Genomic DNA, 17,376 nt, shown 5'->3' on the forward strand with positions numbered 1-17,376 from the left:
GTGACCAGATGCTCGAGCTGAGCGGCGACCACGCCCGGGCCGTGCAGGAGTTCACCTTCCCCGACGTCGGCGACCGGTGGAACTGGGGCGTCGACTGGTTCGACGCCATCGCGCGCGGCAACGACAAGCCGGCCCTCACGATCGTCGAGGAGGACGAGTCGTCGGCGACGGTCAGCTTCGACGAGATGGCTCGCCGTTCCGACCGTGTCGCGGCGTGGCTCGGCTCGCTGGGGGTCGGCCGCGGCGACTCCGTCGTGCTCATGCTCGGCAACCAGGTCGAGCTGTGGGAGACGATGCTCGCCGTCATGAAGCTCGGCGCCGTCATCGTGCCGACGACCACGGCCGTCGGCCCCGGCGACCTCGCCGACCGGATCGAGCGGGTGTCGGCGCGCGCGATCGTCACGAACGCCGCCGAGGTGCACAAGCTCGACGACCTGCCCGGTGACTACGTACGCGTCGCCGTGGGCACCGACGCCGCCGGCGGCACGCTCGAGGGCTGGCACGCGTACGCCGACGCCCATGCGTCCGACGCCGGTCCGACGGTGCACCCCGGCACCGGGCCGGAGGACCGGCTCCTGCTCTACTTCACGTCGGGCACGACGAGCCGCCCCAAGCTGGTCGAGCACACCCAGCGCTCCTACCCGGTCGGCCACCTCACGACGACCTACTGGATCGGCCTGCAGCCCGGTGACGTCCACCTCAACATCAGCAGCCCGGGCTGGGCCAAGCACGCGTGGTCCTCGTTCTTCGCGCCCTGGATCGCCGAGGCGACGATCTTCGTCTACAACTACGCCCGCTTCGACGCGGCGGCCCTGCTGCGCATCCTGCGCGAGCACCAGGTCACCTCGATGTGCGCGCCCCCGACCGTGTGGCGGATGCTCATCAAGAGCGACCTCTCCGGTGGGTCCGGATCGCTCCGCGAGGTCGTCGGCGCGGGCGAGCCGCTCAACCCGGAGGTCATCGCGCAGGTCGAGAAGGCGTGGGGCCTGACGATCCGCGACGGCTACGGCCAGACCGAGATGACCCTGTCGGTGGGCAACACCCCGGGCTCCGTCGTGAAGCCCGGCTCGATGGGGCGCCCGCTGCCCGGCTACCCGGTCGTCGTCGTCGACCCCGTGACGAACGAGCCCGTCACGGAGGCTGATCCGGCGGGCAACCGCGAGGGCGAGATCTGCCTCGACCTGGCCCAGCGACCCGTCCCGCTCATGACCGGCTACCAGGGCGACGAGCAGCGCAACGCCGACGCGATGGCGGGCGGTTTCTACCACACGGGCGACGTCGCGTCGGTCGACGCCGAGGGCTACATCTCCTTCGTCGGCCGCACCGACGACGTCTTCAAGGCGAGCGACTACAAGATCAGCCCGTTCGAGGTCGAGTCGGTGCTCATCGAGCACCCGGCCGTCGCCGAGGCCGCGGTGGTCCCCACCCCCGACCCGGTGCGCCTGGCGGTGCCCAAGGCGTACATCGCCCTGGCTCCCGGCCACGAGCCGGGTGAGGAGGTGGCGCGCTCGATCCTCGCGCACGCCCGCGAGAAGCTCGCGCCCTGGCAGCGCGTGCGGCGCATCGAGTTCTTCGAGCTGCCCAAGACGATCTCGGGCAAGATCCGCCGGGTCGAGCTGCGCGGCCGCGAGCGTGACCTCCAGGCTCTCGGCGGCAGCCAGCCCGACCTCGAGTGGCGCGACGACCAGTTCCCCGACCTCAAGGGCTGACCGTCACGGGGCGATGGTCGAGGTCGAGGTCGTCGACGGCTCCTGGGGGATGGGCCGCAACGTCGTCTCCTCGATGCGGCTGCAGATGCGCTTCTTGGGTTCGGGCTGCGGCTGGCCCGGCTGCTGGACCGTGGCCGGCGGCCGGTAGGGGTCGATGCGGGCGCCGCTGACGACCTGCACGCTGTCGTAGGCCGGGCGCCCCTCGAGAAGGTTGCGGAACGAGTAGCGGGTCAGCGAGGTCAGCTCGCACGAGGTGCCGAACTGCGCGACGTCGAAGGAGTAGGGCTGCCCGTTGAGCTCCTGACCCGCGCCCTCGGAGTAGTGCGAGACCACTCCCCCGCCGGTGAACGTGCCGACCTGGATGCGGTTGCCCTCCAGGGCGGGGGTGTGGATGTGCCCGTTGACGAGAATGCGTCCGCGCTCGACCTGCTCGGCGGCATACGGCTCGTGGGTCACGACGACGTCGGGCTCGGGCTCGTCGGCCACGGCGGCGTTGTAGCGGTCGACCGCCGGCTTCGCCTTGCCCGTGGGGTCGGCGTTGTCGTCGCCGAAGTAGCGCGGGTCGTTGAAGCCGGTGATCCGCAGGCCGTGGAAGGAGAGCTCACGCAGTGCGCCCGCCGGGTCCTCGAGGAGCACGACGTTGGGGATGCGCGCCATCCGGGCGAGGACGGCGCGGTCGGTCGGCGAGGACTGGTCGTGGTTGCCACTCGTGAAGATGTAGGGCACGCCGAGCGACTGGATCGACCGGTAGATGCCGGCGGCGTCGCCCTCCTGCACGCGCCCGAAGTTGACGAGGTCGCCACTGTCGATGACGGCGTCGATGTCCTCCTCCTGGATGATCGTGCGCATCAGGGCGTACTGGTTGGCGCCGTGGATGTCGGAGACGAGGAGGAAGCGGGCGGAGGCGGGGCTCTCGACGGTGCCGGCGACGTACTTCTGCTGGAGCGCCTGGGTGACGGCGAGCAGGTTGCGGAAGTACGGCGTCACCTGTGTGGCGCGCGCCTCGACGTCGGCGAGCAGGCCGGCGTTGCGCTGGACCACGCCCAGCACGCCGCTCGTGCGGTACTCGGCGAACCGCGCCGGCTGGTAGGTCACGGCGATCCCCGCGAAGGTGCCGGCTGTCGCGACGACCATGGCCGAGGCGACGAACGCGACGTGGTGACGGCGGGTCTGGCGCTGCCGGATGTAGTGCGACGCGAGGGAGAGCAGCACCGCGATCGACCCGGCGCCCAGGACGAAGCGGATGCCGACGCCCGTCGCGGCCTGGCCGATGGCCTCCGAGATCTCGTCGTTCGAGGGCTGCAGCGCCTTGATGTCGACGTTGGGCCGGGTGAAGAGGTTGGTGATCTCCTCGCGGACCGCGACCTGCACGTCGAGGCCGGGCGCGACGACGGGTGAGGCGAACTGGACGTCGACGTCACCGACGATCGTGGGTGCGTGGAGGATCGGCGAGTGGCGCGGCACGGGGTCGAGCCGCAGCACGGCGCGGTACTGCGACGTCTCGGCTACCGTGGGTGCGAGGTTCGTCGCGGCCACCCCGCCGAGGTAGCAGGCGGCCAGCACGGCGAGCCATTTGAGCACGTGCGACCCGCGGCGCAGCCACGGGCTGTCGCGGGCCAGCAGGCTCCCCACCTGTCGCATCGCCTCACCCTAACCGGACGGCGACCCGTCACCTCGGGAGCACCCACCGTTCACGTCGGCATGCTGCCATGGGCCCATCCCGGCGACGACGCGAGGAGGAGACGTGGGACCCGTTCGCCGCAAGGCCGTCGTCGGCGCGCTCCTGATGGCGTATGCCGTCCTGCTCGCCTTCGGACAGCGCCTCCTCGGCGGGTCGGCAGGCATCGTCATCCTCGTCGCGAGCTTCGTCGTCGGGTTCGCGTGGCTGCTGCTGCTCGTCGCGCCGTGGGCCGCCCGCGGCCGGTCCGGCCGCCCCCGCCACGGTCAACGTCACCAGGCCCGGGCGCGGCAGCCGCACCCGTAGTCTGGCGGCGTGAGCCTCGAGCACCGGCCGAACCGGATCATCCTCGTGCGACACGGAGAGTCGGAGGGCAACCTCGACGACACCGTCTACGAGCGGGTTCCCGACCACCGGATCAGCCTGACGCCCAAGGGTTTCGAGCAGGCGCGGTCGACGGGCGAAAGCATCCGTGCGGTGCTCGACGGTGAGTCGGTCGAGGTGTACGTGTCACCGTACGTCCGCACGCGCCAGACGCTGGAGGCGCTCTCGCTGCCGGTGCCCGAGCGCGACGTGCGGGTCGAGCCGCGCCTGCGCGAGCAGGACTGGGCCAACTTCCAGGACCCGGCCGACATCGCGGAGCAGAAGGAGCAGCGCGACCGCTACGGCCACTTCTACTACCGCTTCACCCACGGCGAGTCCGGCTCCGACGTCTACGACCGCGTCTCCACGTTCCTCGAGTCGATGCACCGCAACTTCGAGACGCCCGCGGCCCCGCGCAACGTCGTCATCGTGACCCACGGCCTCACCATGCGGTTGTTCTGCATGCGCTGGTTCCACTGGAGCGTCGAGTACTTCGAGTCGCTCGACAACCCGGAGAACGCCGAGCCCGTGGTCCTGTTGCGCCAGCCGGACTGCCGCTACAAGCTCGAGCGGCCGTTCACGCAGTGGAACACCGAGGTCGTGCCCACCGAGCGCGAACGCTCCAGCTGGCTCTAGAGGTACTGGCCGGTCGGGCCGGCCTCACCGGGCTGCTGGTCGGGGTGGGCGCCCGGCGGGGTGCCGTAGGACGAGCCCGGGCCCGGCGGTAGGGCCCGCATCTGCTGGAGCTGCTGCTGCGCGGCCATCTGCTGCGCGACGAGCGCCGTCTGGATGCCGTGGAAGAGGCCTTCGAGCCAGCCCACGAGCTGTGCCTGCGCGATGCGCAGCTCGGCGTCGCTGGGGGAGTCGTCGCGGAACGGCAGTGCGATGCGGTCGAGCTCCTCGACGAGCTCGGGGGCGAGGCCGTCCTTGAGCTCCTCGAGCGAGCGGTGGTGGATGTCGGCGAGGCGTCGGCGGCCGGCCTCGTCGAGCGGGGCGTTGCGCACCTCCTCGAGCAGCTGCTTGATCATCGAGCCGATGCGCATCACCTTGGCCGGCTCCTCGACGAGGTCGGCCGGGTTGGTGCGCTCGCGCGGCTCGTCGGAGTCGCGGTGGTCACCGTGGCCGGCTTGCCCGCTGTGTCCGCTGTGGTCGCCATCCGCGCCGTGGTCGGTGAGGGGTGTCGCGACGCCCATGCCGTCGGGCGTCACGACGACGATGCGCGGGTCGTCCCGCGTCGCGTCGTCGTCGGTGGCCTCACCCTGGCGGCTCGCGTCGTCACTCATGAGCTCCATCCTGCCTCACTCCGGCGGCTTGGGGTCGGGGCGCGTGCGTCCCCCGTCAGGTCGCACGGGCCCCGAGTTCGAGGGGTGTGCCGGCTCGCCGTCAGGCGGTTCGCCGCACCACCGTGGGCGCCTGTCGGATCGACACCCAGGCGAGCGCCCCGGCCACGAGCGGCACGAGCAGCACCGGCGACAGGATCTGCAGCCACGGGATGCTGATGATGACGGTGCTGAAGTCCATGCCCGTGTCGGTGTAGCTCGCCGTGAGGATGCGCGAGACGGCGATCCCCGGGGCGAGGCCGGCGACCAGACCGAGCACGGCGCCGAGGAGGGCGAGGTAGAGCGCCTGCGAGGCGGCGAGGGCCCGACGCGTGCGACGCGTCGCACCGACCGCTGCGAGGGTGCCGAGCAGGGGCGCCGCCTCGGCCTGGCCCAGCGCCGTCGCGATGAGCGTGGCCACGAGGATGATGAGCGCGATGACGCCGATGACGAGGCCGACCACGAGGGCGTCGTCGCGGACATAGCCACGCTCGACGGTGACTGTGGCGTCGGGGTCGCGCTCCTGCAACGCTGTCCGCAGGGCGCTCTCCTGCTCCGGTGTGATGCCCGTGGCTCGGCGCACGATGCTCTGGCCGGTGGAGATCGAGATGCCGAGCCGCTGGGCGGCACTCGTCGCGAGGAAGGCGCCCGGCCCGCCGTTGTCGGTCGTGACGGCGCGCACCCACTGGTCGTGCGTCAGCTCGACGACGGGCATCGTGACCAGCGTCGGTCGCTCACCGGTGCTCTCGACCAGGCCTTGGGCGTCGTAGCGCAACGTGTAGCGGTGCCACGTGCTGACGCCTCTGTTCGTCGGGACGTCCACCGGGCGCAGCCTCATGATGTCGGCGGCGGGAGCGGCGTAGCTCGTGGTCACCGGCAGCCGTGACGCGACGTCGGGGTCGAGCACAGCCACGGCGCCCCCCGCCACCGCCCGTCGCTGCTCGTCGTCGAGACCGACGAAGTCGGCGAACTCGTCGGCGTCGACGAGCTGCAGCGTCGTGCCGGGAACGGACGACTCGGTCGCGACGGTCGAGCAGCGGGGCAGCACCCCGCCCTCGATCGTGAGGCCGTCGCGGTAGGCGATCTCGGGTGCGGTCTGCGGGAAGCTGCAGCCGGGATGGACGGAGGCGAGCCGCACGAAGTTCTCGGGTCCTTCGCCGCCGGCTCGCTCGAGCGTGAGCGCCCGCAGGTCGGGATCGACGGAGGCCAGGGCTCGTGCGAGCTCGTCGGGTTCTGAGGCGGACGGCCCGCCGAAGACGAGCGCCTGGCCCGCGAGCGTCATCGGGCTGTAGCTGCGGGCGGCGCGCTCGGTGTCGGCCTGCAGCCCGATGCAGACCGTCGTCAGCACAGCGGCGCCGCCGAGGATCGCGGCCACCGTCGGGGTGGCCCGCCCGCGCAGCCGGCCGGCCTCACGGGCCGCCATCCGGGTCGGCAGCGGCAGCAGGTGGCCGAAGCGCGCCACCACTGCGAGGACGAGCGGCACGAGCAGCAGTGCACCGACGACGATGAGCAGCACCCCGCCGAGGAAGACGTAGAACCACACGTCGGCGGGGTGGTACGACGCGACCAGGACGGCAGCCACGCCGAGGGCCGCCAGGACGGCCCCGGCGACCGGCACGCGGCGACGCAGCGGGGGCGAGACGTGCTGTCCCTTGAGCACCGATACGACGTCGAGCCTGCCGAGGCCACGGCTCGGCACGAGCGCGGCGACGACGGAGCTGACGACGCCGGCCACGGTCACGATGGCGACGGAGGCCCATGACACCTCCGCCGGCGCGAAGAAGTGCGTAGGCGACACGTGGTGGACGACGCGCGTGGCGACGAGGCCGAGCAGCACGCCGGCCGCGGAGCCGACGCAGGCCGAGAGGGCGCCCAGCACCAGCGCCTGCCCCAGCACGGTGCGGCGCAGCTGGGCGCGGGTCGCGCCGTTCGACGCAGCGAGCGCGAGGGAGTGCCGCTGCCGGGCCGCGCCGACGGCGAAGGCCGGCCCCGCGAGCAGGCTCGTCAGCAGGAGAAGCGCGAACGACGCCGCGAGCACGAGGAAGAGCTTGTTCGTGGTGCCGCCGAGCGTCATGTCGGGCGGGAGGGTGACCGTCTCGGGATGCTCGACGACGTGGCGGCCGAGCACGCCCACGCCGTAGGTGTTGAGCCGCTGCACCTCCGCCCACGTGATCGGCGCCGAGCGCTCGACGAGCCACTGCCGCATGGCGCCTTCGGCCTCGGGCAGCCCGACGAGTGCGACGGGGCGCACCTCGTCGGAGCTCCAGTTCGTGAAGCCGGTGCCCACCCCGACGACGACGAGCGTGCGTGAGGACACCTCGTCGGGCCGGGCGCTCGTGCGCAGCTCGAACGAACCCGTGCGGGGCAACCCCGCGGCGATGCCGGCCTCGGTGACGACGACCTCGTTGGACGCGGCGGCCCAGCGCCCGGACTCGAGCGAGACGCGTGGCGCGAGCGTCGTCTCGACCCCGCGGGGGTCGATGCCGAGGATGCCGACGGTGGCGGAGGTGCGACCCATCCGGGCCGTGCCGCCCGAGAAGGTCGCGACGTGCAGCGTCGCCCCGACGAGGCGGCTCAGGGCGGCCTCCTCGCGTCCGGGTGCGTAGCCCGGCACGGGTGTGGCGGGGCGGTCCGCCATCGGACCGTCGGGGCCGGTCCCGTAGGAGCTCTGCGGGTCGACGAGCTGGTGGAGGGCGATGTCGAGGGGGTCGACGAGGTAGCCCTGCGTCCGGCCGAGCTGCAGCGGCAGGCGCTCGGCGGCGTCGACGTCCTCGCTGAACCAGAGGGTGCTCCCGGCCGTCAGCAGCAGCACCGGCAGGCCGACCATGATGACGACGAGCAGGCTGCGGCCGCGGTGACGGCGGACGTCGCGGCGCGCCATACGGAGGGCCACGCGCCAGCCCGCGCGCCAGCGGGCGAGCCGCGACGCCGACGCGGTGGGTAGCAGGGCGTCGGTGTCGTGCGAGTCGGACACGTCAGAGCACCTCTGCGAGAAGCGAGTCCGCGGAGTCGGGTGACCCGGTCTCGTCGACGACGACTCCGTCGCGCAGGAACACGACCCGGTCGGCCCAGGCCGCGTGCCGGGCCTCGTGCGTGACGAGCAGACCGGCCGCACCGGCATCGCACCGCTGGCGCAGGATCTTGAGCACGCCCTCACCCGTGTGGGAGTCGAGGGCGCCGGTGGGCTCGTCGGCGAGCACGAGCGACCGCTGCCCGACGAGGGCCCTGGCGATGGCCACGCGCTGCTGCTGCCCGCCCGACATCTGGTCGGGGTAGCGGTCGGCGAGCTCGCGCAGGTGCAGCTGGTCGAGGGCGTCGAGCGCCTGGCCACGAGCACGCCGCACCGACCAGCCGTCGAGCTCGAGCGGCAGCCCGATGTTCTCGGCAGCGGTGAGGCTGGGGATGAGGTTGAGGTCCTGGAAGACGAACCCGATCGACCGGCGACGTAGCGTTGCAAGGCCGTTCGCGTCGAGGGAGGCCACGTCGGTGCCGTCGACGACCACCCGGCCGGTCGTCGCGCGGTCGAGGCCACCGGCGAGGTTGAGCAGGCTCGACTTGCCGGAGCCGGAGGGTCCCATGACGGCGACGAGCTCGCCGCGGGCCACGGTCAGCGACGCGTGGCTGAGCGCGACGACCTCGGTCTCGCCGGTGCCGTGCACGCGGGAGACGTCGTCGAGCACGAGCACGGGACCGGCAGCAGCCCCGGCGCTCATGACCGGCCCCCCTTCAGGGACGCGGTCGCGCGGGGCGCGTCGTCGACGTCGGCCGAGCGCTCGGCGACACGCACGCCTCGAGTGGGGGCTGCCGGCATACGCGACAGGGTGGCCTCGACGTGGTCGAGCCAGCGGACCTCGGCCTCGGCGGCGAAGAGGAGGTTCTCGAGGACGAGCAGCCAGGCGAGGTCGTGCGCGTCGGGCTCGTCGGAGGCGCGGCTCTTGAGCCGGGTCAGGTCGCGCAGGTGCTTGAGGGTCGCCGTGCGCTGGGTCTGGACGACCCGGGGCACGTCGATGCCCGGCGACGTCACGGCGAGGGCGAGCTTGATGACGAGCTCGTCGCGTGGTGTGGAGTCGCGGTCGACCGGTGTGAGCCACCAGGCCGCGATCTCCTCGCGACCGGCCGCTGTCAGCCGGTAGGCGATGCGCCCCTCGTCGTCACTGCCGCCCACCGGCTCGACGAGACCGTCGCGCTCGAGCCGCGCGAGGGTCGTGTAGACCTGCCCGACGTTGAGCGGCCAGGTGCCTCCCGTGCGTGCCTCGAACTCGCTGCGCAGCCGGGCGCCGTACATCGGCTCCTCGGCCAACAGTGCCAGCATCCCCTGCTTCACGGACATCCGCGAACCCCCTGCATACTCGGTATTCCCTCAGGTCAGGGCAATGTATACCCGGTATGCACTGGGTTCGCAAGCGATGTCGCCGGAACGCGTCGTCCCGGCGTCAGCGGCTACCCGCCGACGCGAACCACGGGCGGTGGAGGTCGTGGTACTGCACGTCGCTCATCGCCTTGTCCATGTCGCCCATCTGCTCCATCACCTCTGGCGGCATGGGCTTCTTCTCGCCCTCGCGCGCCTCGGCCTCGGTGCGGAAGGCCATCGTCTGCGTGAACCAGCCGTCCTTGTCGACGGCGATGGTCCCGCCGAGGATGTCGGGGCGCTCGGTGTGGAGGGTGTCCATCGGCATGTCGCGCATCATCCGGAACTTCTCCTGGTCGCTGATGCGGCCCTGGATGACCTGGACGAACTGCGCGTCGTCCGAACCGCCGTCGAGCATCATCGTCACGTCGTCACAGTCGTGGAAGGTGACGTCGCCGTCGAAGCACTTCTCGGTCTCGGCCCACCACGTGCCCTGCTCCGGCCGTTCGCTGTTGCGCATCGCCGACTCGCGCGAGTCGAAGCGCACCACGCCGATGAACTCGTTGTCGTCGTCGATCCCGTAGGTGCCGCCCAGCCAGCCGTCGGCGCCCCGCTCGAGCTCGTCGCGCCAGGCGTCCATGCGGGCGTGGAGCCGGTCCGCGTCGTGGGTCTTGCCCTGAATCACTTGGATGAACACTGCAGGTGCCTCCCGGTACTCGTGTGGTGGGAGGGCCGCTTCGTGGCGAAGTGGTCCACCTGTCGACGGTACGCCGGTGGGCGGAGGTCGTCACGGGACGAGTCGGACACTCCCGCATCGTCCCGTGCGACAAGGCTGCTCAGGTCAGGCGTGCATCCGCCCGTGCGGTCAGACGGTCAGCAGGATCTTGCCGATGTGCCCCGAGGCTTCCATCTCGCGGTGCGCCTCGGCGGCGTGCTCCAGGGGGTGGCGGGAGTGGATGACCGGTCGCACGTCGCCCGCCTCGATGAGCGGCCACACGTGCTCGCGCACGGCCGCGACGATCGCGGCCTTCTCGGTGGCCGGGCGTGTCCGGAGCGAGGTCGCGATGACGGCGGCCCGCTTGGCGAGGAGCATGCCCATGTCGAGCTCGCCGCGCCTGCCGCCCATCAGGCCGATGGTGACGAGGCGCCCGTTCGTGGCGAGTGCCTCCACGTTTCGGCCGAGGTACTTCGCGCCCATGTTGTCGAGGATGACGTCGGCGCCGTGCCCCTTGGTCAGGTCGCGCAGGCGCTCGACGAAGTCCTCGTCCTTGTAGTTGACGAGGACTTCGGCGCCGAGCTCGCGGCACGCGTCGAGCTTCTCCTGGCTGCCTGCCGTCACCGCGACGTGCGCGCCCACGGCCTTGGCGAGCTGGATCGCCATCGTGCCGATGCCCGAGCTGCCGCCGTGGACGAGCAGCACCTGGCCGGGCTGGATGTTGGCCACGAGGAAGACGTTCGACCACACCGTCGCGGCCACCTCGGGAAGACCCGCTGCGTCGACGAGGGACACGCCGCGCGGCACCGGCAGCACCTGCTCGGCGGCCACGACCACCTTCTCGGCGTAGCCGCCGCCCTCGAGGAGGGCGCAGACCTCGTCGCCGACCTGCCACTGCTCGACGCCCTCGCCCACGGCAGCGACGCGTCCACTCACCTCGAGGCCGAGGAGCTCCGAGGCTCCGGGTGGGGGCGGGTAGTGGCCGAGCCGCTGCATGACGTCGGCGCGGTTGACGCCCGCGGCCACGACGTCGATGAGCACCTGGCCGGGACCTGCCTCGGGGTCGGGCACCTCGTCGAGGACGAGGCTGTCGGCGTCGCCGGGCTCGGGAATCGTGATCGCGCGCATGCCCTGAGCCTATTGACCGGCCGACCGGCGGCGCACGGCGACCGCCGCACCAGAGGCGGGCTCGACCTCCCAGACGTGGCCGCCCCCGCGCACGACACCGTCCGCTCCGAGCACCGTGTTCTCGTCGACGGCGACGCCGTGCGGTGCGAGTCCCGCCTGCACGACGGCGACGAGGCGTGACACGTTGCCCCAGTGCGCGGCGTGGACGTCGACCGCTCCCTCGACCAGGCCGATGCCCTCGACGACGGTCACGGGGTCGAGGTCCTCGTTGCTCTCGTCGGGGCAGACGGCGCGCCCCTCGATGCGCCAGCCGCCGATGACGGCGTGGGTGGCCGCGATCGCGGCGCCCGCCGAGAAGCCGGCAAACGGCATACCGGCGCGGACGCGCTCGGCGATCGCGGCGTACGCGGGGGACAGCGACGCGTGGTACTCCGGCGTCGGGCCGCCTCCGACGAAGAGCCCGTCGACCCCGTCGAGGCGGGCGGCGTCGAACGGGGTGCCCATCGGCACCCGCTCCACCGCGAGCTCGTGACCACCGACGCGCCCGAGCATGTCGAGGTAGCGCTCGTGGTACTCGAGCGACTCGGGGTCGGTGCCCATGACGACGAGCAGGATGCGCGGCGTGCCACCGGCCGCGCGCGCCGTGGCCTCGACGAAGCCGCCGTAGAGCTCCGTGGCGAGCCCCTCGTCCCATCCGCCGCCGACCAGGAAGACGTCCATTCCCGCACCCTAGGAGGGTGCGGCCCTCAGCGGCGCGAAACCGTGCTGCTCGGGCTCAGCCGACGTCCGATGTCCTCGGCGGCGACCCGCGCTCGGGCCACGAGGTCGCCGACGTGCTCGCTCGTCGCGTCAGCCGTGCGCAGCGTCAGCGCGATGGCCGCGAGCGGGCGCGAGCCGCGGTCGAGCACGGGCACGGCGACCGACGACAGGTCGGGGGTGACGGTGCCCTCCTCGCGCGCGTGGCCCTCGGTGCGGGTGCGGGCGAGGACGCTGCGCAGCTCGGCGAGCGACCGCGGCCCACCACCGCCGCTGCGTTGCACGAACGAGGCCCGGTCGGGGTAGAGGGCACGCACCTGGGTGGCCGGCAGCGCCGACAGCATCGCGAGCCCGCTCGCCGTGAGGTGGGCGGGCAGGCGTACGCCGACGTCGGTGACGAGCATCGGCTGGCCGGGGGCGCGTTCCTCGAGCAGGTAGATGACGTCGCGGCCGTCGAGCGTGGCGAAGTGGGCGTTGCGCCCGCACTGGTCGACGAGCCGGCGCATCGCGGCGCGCGCGACCCGGGCGAGCGGCGCCTGCCGCTGGTAGGCCGAACCGAGCTCGTAGGCCGCCTGGCCGAGCCCGAAGCGCCGCTCCTCCACGTAGTGGGTGACGTAGCCGCGGCCGTGCAGCACCTTGAGCAGGTGGTAGACCGAGCTGCGCGGCAGCCCGAGGTCGCGCGCGATCGACGCGGCGGGAAGCGGTTCGGCGTGGCGCGAGAGGTGCTCGAGGACGTCGAGCGCGTTGGCGGCGGCCGGGGCGTTGGACACGTGGGTCCACCTCCTGTCCGCACTCGACGTCGTCTCGCATCTGAGACAATTGTGCGCCTCTCTGGGCTGCCGCGCCAGTGCGTCGACGGTTCGATGGGACCCATGAGCGAACGCCCCTCAGCCACTGTCACCATCGGCACCGGCCCCCTGACCGTCGACGAGGTCGTGGCCGTCGCCCGTCACGGCGCCCGCGTCGACCTGTCCGCCGAGGCCGAGGCCGAGATCGCCCGCAGCCGTGAGGTCGTCGAGGCGCTGGCCAACGACACGGTGGCGCACTACGGCGTATCGACCGGCTTCGGCGCGCTCGCGACCAGGCACATCCCGACACCGCTGCGGGCCCAGCTGCAGCGCTCGCTCGTGCGCTCGCACGCCGCCGGGACGGGCCCGGAGGTCGAGCGCGAGGTCGTTCGCGCCCTCATGCTGCTGCGCCTCTCGACGCTCGCCACCGGCCGCACCGGCGTGCGCCTCGAGACCGCCCGGGCGTATGCCGCCGTGCTGAGTGCCGGCATCACCCCGGTCGTGCACGAGTTCGGGTCCCTCGGCTGCTCCGGCGACCTCGCGCCGCTGTCGCACTGCGCGCTCGCGGTCATGGGTGAGGGGCCTGTGAGGCTCGAGGACGGCACCGTCACCGATGCCGCAACCGCTTTGCGCGACAACGGGATCGAGCCCATCGTCCTGGCCGAGAAGGAGGGGCTCGCCCTCATCAACGGCACCGACGGCATGCTCGGCATGCTCGTGCTCGCCATCCACGACCTGCGCCACCTGCTCAAGATCGCCGACGTCTCCGCCGCCATGAGCGTCGAGGGCCTGCTCGGCACCGACGACGTCTTCGCGGCCGACCTGCACACGCTTCGGCCGCACCCGGGCCAGGCCGCCTCCGCCGCGAACATCCTTGCTGTCATGGCGAACTCACCGATGCGTGAGTCGCACCGCACCGAGGAGTGCACCCGCGTCCAGGACGCCTACTCGCTCCGGTGCGCTCCTCAGGTGCACGGCGGCGCCCGCGACACCGTCGAGCACGCCGCACGGGTCGCCGACGCCGAGCTCGCCTCCGCCGTCGACAACCCAGTCGTGACGCCGGACGGCCGCGTCGAGTCGAACGGCAACTTCCACGGGGCACCGGTCGCCTACGTGCTCGACTTCCTCGCGATCGTCGTCGCCGACGTCGCCTCGATGGCCGAGCGCCGCACCGACCGGTTCCTCGACCAGGCCCGCAACCACGGCCTGCCGCCGTTCCTCGCCGATGACCCCGGCGTGGACTCCGGCCTGATGATCGCCCAGTACACCCAGGCCGCGATGGTCTCCGAGATGAAGCGGCTCGCCGTCCCGGCATCCGTCGACTCGATCCCGAGCTCGGCCATGCAGGAGGACCACGTGTCGATGGGCTGGTCGGGCGCCCGCAAGCTGCGCCGGTCGGTCGACGCCCTGGGCAGGGTGCTCGCGATCGAGCTGCTCACGGCGGCACGCGGCATACGGCTCCGGGCGCCCCTGGTGCCGGGTGCCGCGGCCGCTGCCGTCATCGCCGCCCTCGACACGCACACGAACGCCGGTCCCGGACCCGACCGGTTCCTCGCGCCCGACATCGAGGGCGCGCACACGGCGGTCGTCACCGGTGACGTGCTCGCGGCGGCCGAGTCCGCCACCAGCCCCCTCCGCTGAACCGTCGAGAGGCCAAAGTTCGCGGGTGGTGACGAGTCGAGTGGCCAGAGTTCGTGACGAGAACTGGCCTCTCGACTGGCCAAGACCCGCAAGAAATGGCCACTCGACGGTGGACGATCGACGAAGCACACGGCATACCAACGTTTCTCGCACTCGAAGGAGAGTGACATGGAAGGTGCACGACCCGTCCGCGCAGTGCGTGGGACGACCCTGACCGCGCAGTCGTGGGCCACCGAGGCCCCGCTGCGGATGCTCATGAACAACCTCGACCCCGAGGTCGCCGAGCGCCCCGACGACCTCGTCGTCTACGGCGGCACCGGGCGGGCAGCGCGCGACTGGAAGTCCTTCGACGCGATGGTCCGCACGCTGACCACCCTCAAGCAGGACGAGACGATGCTCGTCCAGAGCGGCCGGCCGGTCGGTGTCATGCAGACGCACGAGTGGGCTCCGCGCGTGCTCATCGCCAACTCCAACCTCGTCGGCGACTGGGCCACGTGGCCCGAGTTCCGCCGTCTCGAGCACCTCGGCCTGACGATGTACGGCCAGATGACGGCCGGGTCGTGGATCTACATCGGGACGCAGGGCATCGTCCAGGGCACCTACGAGACCTTCGCCGCGGTCGCCGAGAAGCGCTTCGGCGGCACCCTCGCAGGCACGCTGACCCTGACCGGTGGCTGCGGCGGGATGGGTGGCGCGCAGCCGCTCGCCGTCACGATGAACGACGGCGCCTGCCTCATCGTCGACGTCGACCCGGCCCGGCTGCACCGCCGCGTCGAGCACCGCTACCTCGACGAGGTCGCCACGGACCTCGACGACGCGATCGACAAGGCGCTGGCAGCCAAGCGCGAGCGCCGCGGCTGGTCGGTCGGCGTCGTCGGCAACGCCGCCGAGATCTTCCCGGAGCTGCTCCGCCGCGGCGTCGAGATCGACATCGTCACCGACCAGACGTCGGCGCACGACCCGCTCAGCTACCTGCCCGAGGGCGTCGCGCTCGAGGACTGGGCCGAGTACGCCGAGAAGAAGCCCGAGGACTTCACCGACCGCGCCCGCGCCTCGATGGCCAAGCACGTCAAGGCCATGGTCGAGTTCCAGGACGCCGGCGCCGAGGTCTTCGACTACGGCAACTCGATCCGCGACGAGGCTCGCCAGGGCGGCTACGACCGGGCGTTCGAGTTCCCCGGCTTCGTGCCGGCCTACATCCGCCCGCTCTTCTGCGAGGGCAAGGGCCCGTTCCGCTGGGCCGCGCTCTCGGGCGACCCGCGCGACATCGCCGCGACCGACAGGGCCGTGCTCGACCTCTTCCCCGACAACGACCGCCTGCACAAGTGGATCCGCGGCGCGCAGGACCGGATCGCCTTCCAGGGCCTGCCTGCCCGCATCTGCTGGCTCGGCTACGGCGAGCGCGACAAGGCGGGGCTCGCCTTCAACGAGCTAGTCCGCACCGGCGAGGTGAGCGCCCCGATCGTCATCGGCCGCGACCACCTCGACAGCGGCTCGGTCGCTTCCCCGTACCGCGAGACGGAGGCGATGGCCGACGGCTCCGACGCCATCGCCGACTGGCCGCTGCTCAACGCCCTCGTCAACACGAGCTCGGGCGCCAGCTGGGTCTCGATCCACCACGGCGGCGGCGTCGGCATCGGCCGCAGCCTGCACGCCGGCCAGGTCTCCCTCGCCGACGGCACCGACCTCGCGGCGCAGAAGCTCGCCCGGGTGCTCACCAACGACCCCGGCATGGGCGTCATCCGTCACGTCGACGCCGGCTACGACATCGCCGACCGGGTCGCGCACGAGTGCGGCGTCCGCATCCCGATGCAGGAGGGCTGAGGGTCCGTATGCCGTCCCCGTCGTTCGATGTATGGCGTGGTCACTGGTGACCGCGCCATACATCGAACCGCGCGGCGCGCAGGGGCGGCGTCAGCGCGGGCGGCGCACCGTGATCGGGCCCTTGGCGTGGTCCGGGTCGATGACCCGGCCGCCCTGGACGATCTGGGCGCGCCCGGTGGAGGCGAGCCGCCGGGCTGCGTTGCGGGCAGGCTCGACGAGCTCCTCCCACGCGGCGCCGCCCACGGCCCTGGCCGCCTCGGAGGGGTCGACCGACCCCGAGGCCGCGTGCGCCCGGACGAGTGCGGTCAGCCGGTCCTCCAGCTCGATGTCGACCGGCGTCAGGCCGCGCTTGCGACAGTTGTCGGAGCACCAGCGCACGGTTGCCCAGTCACGCTCCCAGGCCTTGCGCCAGGTGATGGTGCGGCCACAGCGGGCGCACGGCTTGGTGGGCAGCGGGGTGCGGGGCATGGTGACCAGTGTCCGCCATCGTGACCTGTCGACCCGCCACCGGTGGCACGCCGTGGCCTCTCGACAGTCGGAAAGGGGCCGAACGTGGCCTCTCGACGGTGGAGACGTGGGCGCGTGCTCAGGGGTTCTTGCGGGTCTCCTCGTCGGAGATGTCGGCCACGGTCGCGTCGAAGATCCGGATGACGTCGTCGCCGTTGACCGTCAGGCCGACGCCGTGACCTCCACCGCCGAGCGAGATGGTGCGTCCGACGAGGTGGCTGTCGGCGATGACGGGCAGCGCGGTCGCCGAGCCGAAGGGTGTGATCGTGCCGCGCTCGTAGCCGGTCACGGACTTCGCGGCCTCGGCGTCGGGCATCGAGATGCGGTTCGTGCCGAGCAGGGCCCGCACCTTGGCCCAGGAGAACTTGCGGTCGCCCGGCACGAGCACGAAGACGTGGTCGTCCTCGGCCCGCCGCACGACGAGCGTCTTGATGAGGTCGCGCGGCTCGATGCCCCGGGCAGCCGCCGCCTCCTCGAGGCTCGAGACGCGACCATGACGGGTCACCGTGTGCTCGATGCCCGCCGCTCGCGCCGCCTCGACGGCCGGTGTCGAGACCTGGTCGGCGGTGGAATCGCGGTCGGCATCCATGGAGTGAGCCT

The 17,376-nt window shown here is 72.2% G+C and carries 16 protein-coding genes; 5 read left to right on the forward strand and 11 right to left on the reverse strand.

The window, feature by feature from the left end:
* The first annotated feature begins 8 nt into the window (after window positions 1–8).
* Window positions 9–1,709: an AMP-binding protein gene (locus AB4091_RS19845; RefSeq protein ID WP_442294334.1), complete on the forward strand. Its 1,701-nt coding sequence runs from the start codon at window positions 9–11 to the stop codon at window positions 1,707–1,709.
* Window positions 1,710–1,712: 3 nt separating this feature from the next.
* On the opposite strand, the gene AB4091_RS19850 is transcribed toward AB4091_RS19845, so the two are convergent.
* Window positions 1,713–3,350, reverse strand: coding sequence for a metallophosphoesterase family protein (locus AB4091_RS19850; protein ID WP_442294233.1), 1,638 nt, complete (start codon window positions 3,348–3,350; stop codon window positions 1,713–1,715).
* A gap of 103 nt (window positions 3,351–3,453) precedes the next feature.
* On the opposite strand from AB4091_RS19850, the gene AB4091_RS19855 reads away from it, so the two are divergent.
* Together AB4091_RS19855 and AB4091_RS19860 are read left to right on the forward strand one after the other, a co-directional pair.
* Window positions 3,454–3,693, forward strand: a complete 240-nt coding sequence (locus AB4091_RS19855) for a hypothetical protein (RefSeq protein WP_442294235.1) — start codon at window positions 3,454–3,456, stop codon at window positions 3,691–3,693.
* Window positions 3,694–3,702: 9 nt separating this feature from the next.
* On the forward strand, window positions 3,703–4,386 hold the full coding sequence (locus AB4091_RS19860; RefSeq protein ID WP_442294237.1) for a histidine phosphatase family protein: 684 nt from the start codon (window positions 3,703–3,705) through the stop codon (window positions 4,384–4,386).
* On the opposite strand, the gene AB4091_RS19865 is transcribed toward AB4091_RS19860, so the two are convergent.
* The 8 genes from AB4091_RS19865 to AB4091_RS19900 all read right to left on the reverse strand — a co-directional run bounded on the left by AB4091_RS19865 (window position 4,383) and on the right by AB4091_RS19900 (window position 12,786).
* Window positions 4,383–5,033, reverse strand: a complete 651-nt coding sequence (locus tag AB4091_RS19865) for a bacterial proteasome activator family protein (RefSeq protein ID WP_442294239.1) — start codon at window positions 5,031–5,033, stop codon at window positions 4,383–4,385. The genes AB4091_RS19860 and AB4091_RS19865 overlap by 4 nt on opposite strands.
* Window positions 5,034–5,133: 100 nt before the next feature.
* Window positions 5,134–8,043 carry an FtsX-like permease family protein gene (locus AB4091_RS19870; RefSeq protein WP_442294241.1) on the reverse strand — a complete coding sequence of 970 codons (2,910 nt, stop codon included), beginning with the start codon at window positions 8,041–8,043 and terminating at the stop codon, window positions 5,134–5,136.
* 1 nt (window position 8,044) lies between these two features.
* Complete coding sequence (locus AB4091_RS19875) at window positions 8,045–8,782, reverse strand: ABC transporter ATP-binding protein (protein WP_442294243.1); 738 nt, start codon at window positions 8,780–8,782, stop codon at window positions 8,045–8,047.
* On the reverse strand, window positions 8,779–9,399 hold the full coding sequence (locus AB4091_RS19880) for a PadR family transcriptional regulator (protein WP_442294245.1): 621 nt from the start codon (window positions 9,397–9,399) through the stop codon (window positions 8,779–8,781). Before AB4091_RS19880 ends, AB4091_RS19875 begins: the two co-directional genes overlap by 4 nt.
* Before the next feature lie 103 nt (window positions 9,400–9,502).
* On the reverse strand, window positions 9,503–10,114 hold the full coding sequence (locus tag AB4091_RS19885) for a hypothetical protein (protein ID WP_442294247.1): 612 nt from the start codon (window positions 10,112–10,114) through the stop codon (window positions 9,503–9,505).
* Window positions 10,115–10,282: 168 nt separating this feature from the next.
* A complete protein-coding gene (locus AB4091_RS19890; RefSeq protein ID WP_442294249.1) occupies window positions 10,283–11,260 on the reverse strand; it encodes an NAD(P)H-quinone oxidoreductase in 978 nt (325 codons plus the stop codon).
* Window positions 11,261–11,269: 9 nt separating this feature from the next.
* A complete protein-coding gene (locus tag AB4091_RS19895) occupies window positions 11,270–11,980 on the reverse strand; it encodes a Type 1 glutamine amidotransferase-like domain-containing protein (RefSeq protein WP_442294251.1) in 711 nt (236 codons plus the stop codon).
* A gap of 26 nt (window positions 11,981–12,006) precedes the next feature.
* Window positions 12,007–12,786 (reverse strand): IclR family transcriptional regulator, encoded by a 780-nt coding sequence (locus tag AB4091_RS19900; protein WP_442294253.1) that lies wholly within the window; start codon window positions 12,784–12,786, stop codon window positions 12,007–12,009.
* A 93-nt stretch (window positions 12,787–12,879) separates the two neighbouring features.
* Here AB4091_RS19900 and hutH point away from each other — a divergent pair, with 93 nt between their 5' ends.
* Window positions 12,880–14,445 (forward strand): histidine ammonia-lyase, encoded by a 1,566-nt coding sequence (gene hutH / locus AB4091_RS19905; RefSeq protein WP_442294255.1) that lies wholly within the window; start codon window positions 12,880–12,882, stop codon window positions 14,443–14,445.
* A 168-nt stretch (window positions 14,446–14,613) separates the two neighbouring features.
* Window positions 14,614–16,269 carry a urocanate hydratase gene (gene hutU / locus AB4091_RS19910; protein ID WP_442294257.1) on the forward strand — a complete coding sequence of 552 codons (1,656 nt, stop codon included), beginning with the start codon at window positions 14,614–14,616 and terminating at the stop codon, window positions 16,267–16,269.
* Between the two features lie 90 nt (window positions 16,270–16,359).
* On the opposite strand, the gene AB4091_RS19915 is transcribed toward hutU, so the two are convergent.
* Window positions 16,360–16,737, reverse strand: coding sequence for a DUF3253 domain-containing protein (locus AB4091_RS19915; RefSeq protein WP_442294259.1), 378 nt, complete (start codon window positions 16,735–16,737; stop codon window positions 16,360–16,362).
* A 118-nt stretch (window positions 16,738–16,855) separates the two neighbouring features.
* Window positions 16,856–17,365: an aminoacyl-tRNA deacylase gene (locus AB4091_RS19920; RefSeq protein ID WP_442294261.1), complete on the reverse strand. Its 510-nt coding sequence runs from the start codon at window positions 17,363–17,365 to the stop codon at window positions 16,856–16,858.
* Window positions 17,366–17,376 lie beyond the last annotated feature (11 nt).

It is taken from the genome of Terrabacter sp. 2RAF25, from assembly GCF_052115265.1.
GTDB lineage: Bacteria > Actinomycetota > Actinomycetes > Actinomycetales > Dermatophilaceae > Terrabacter.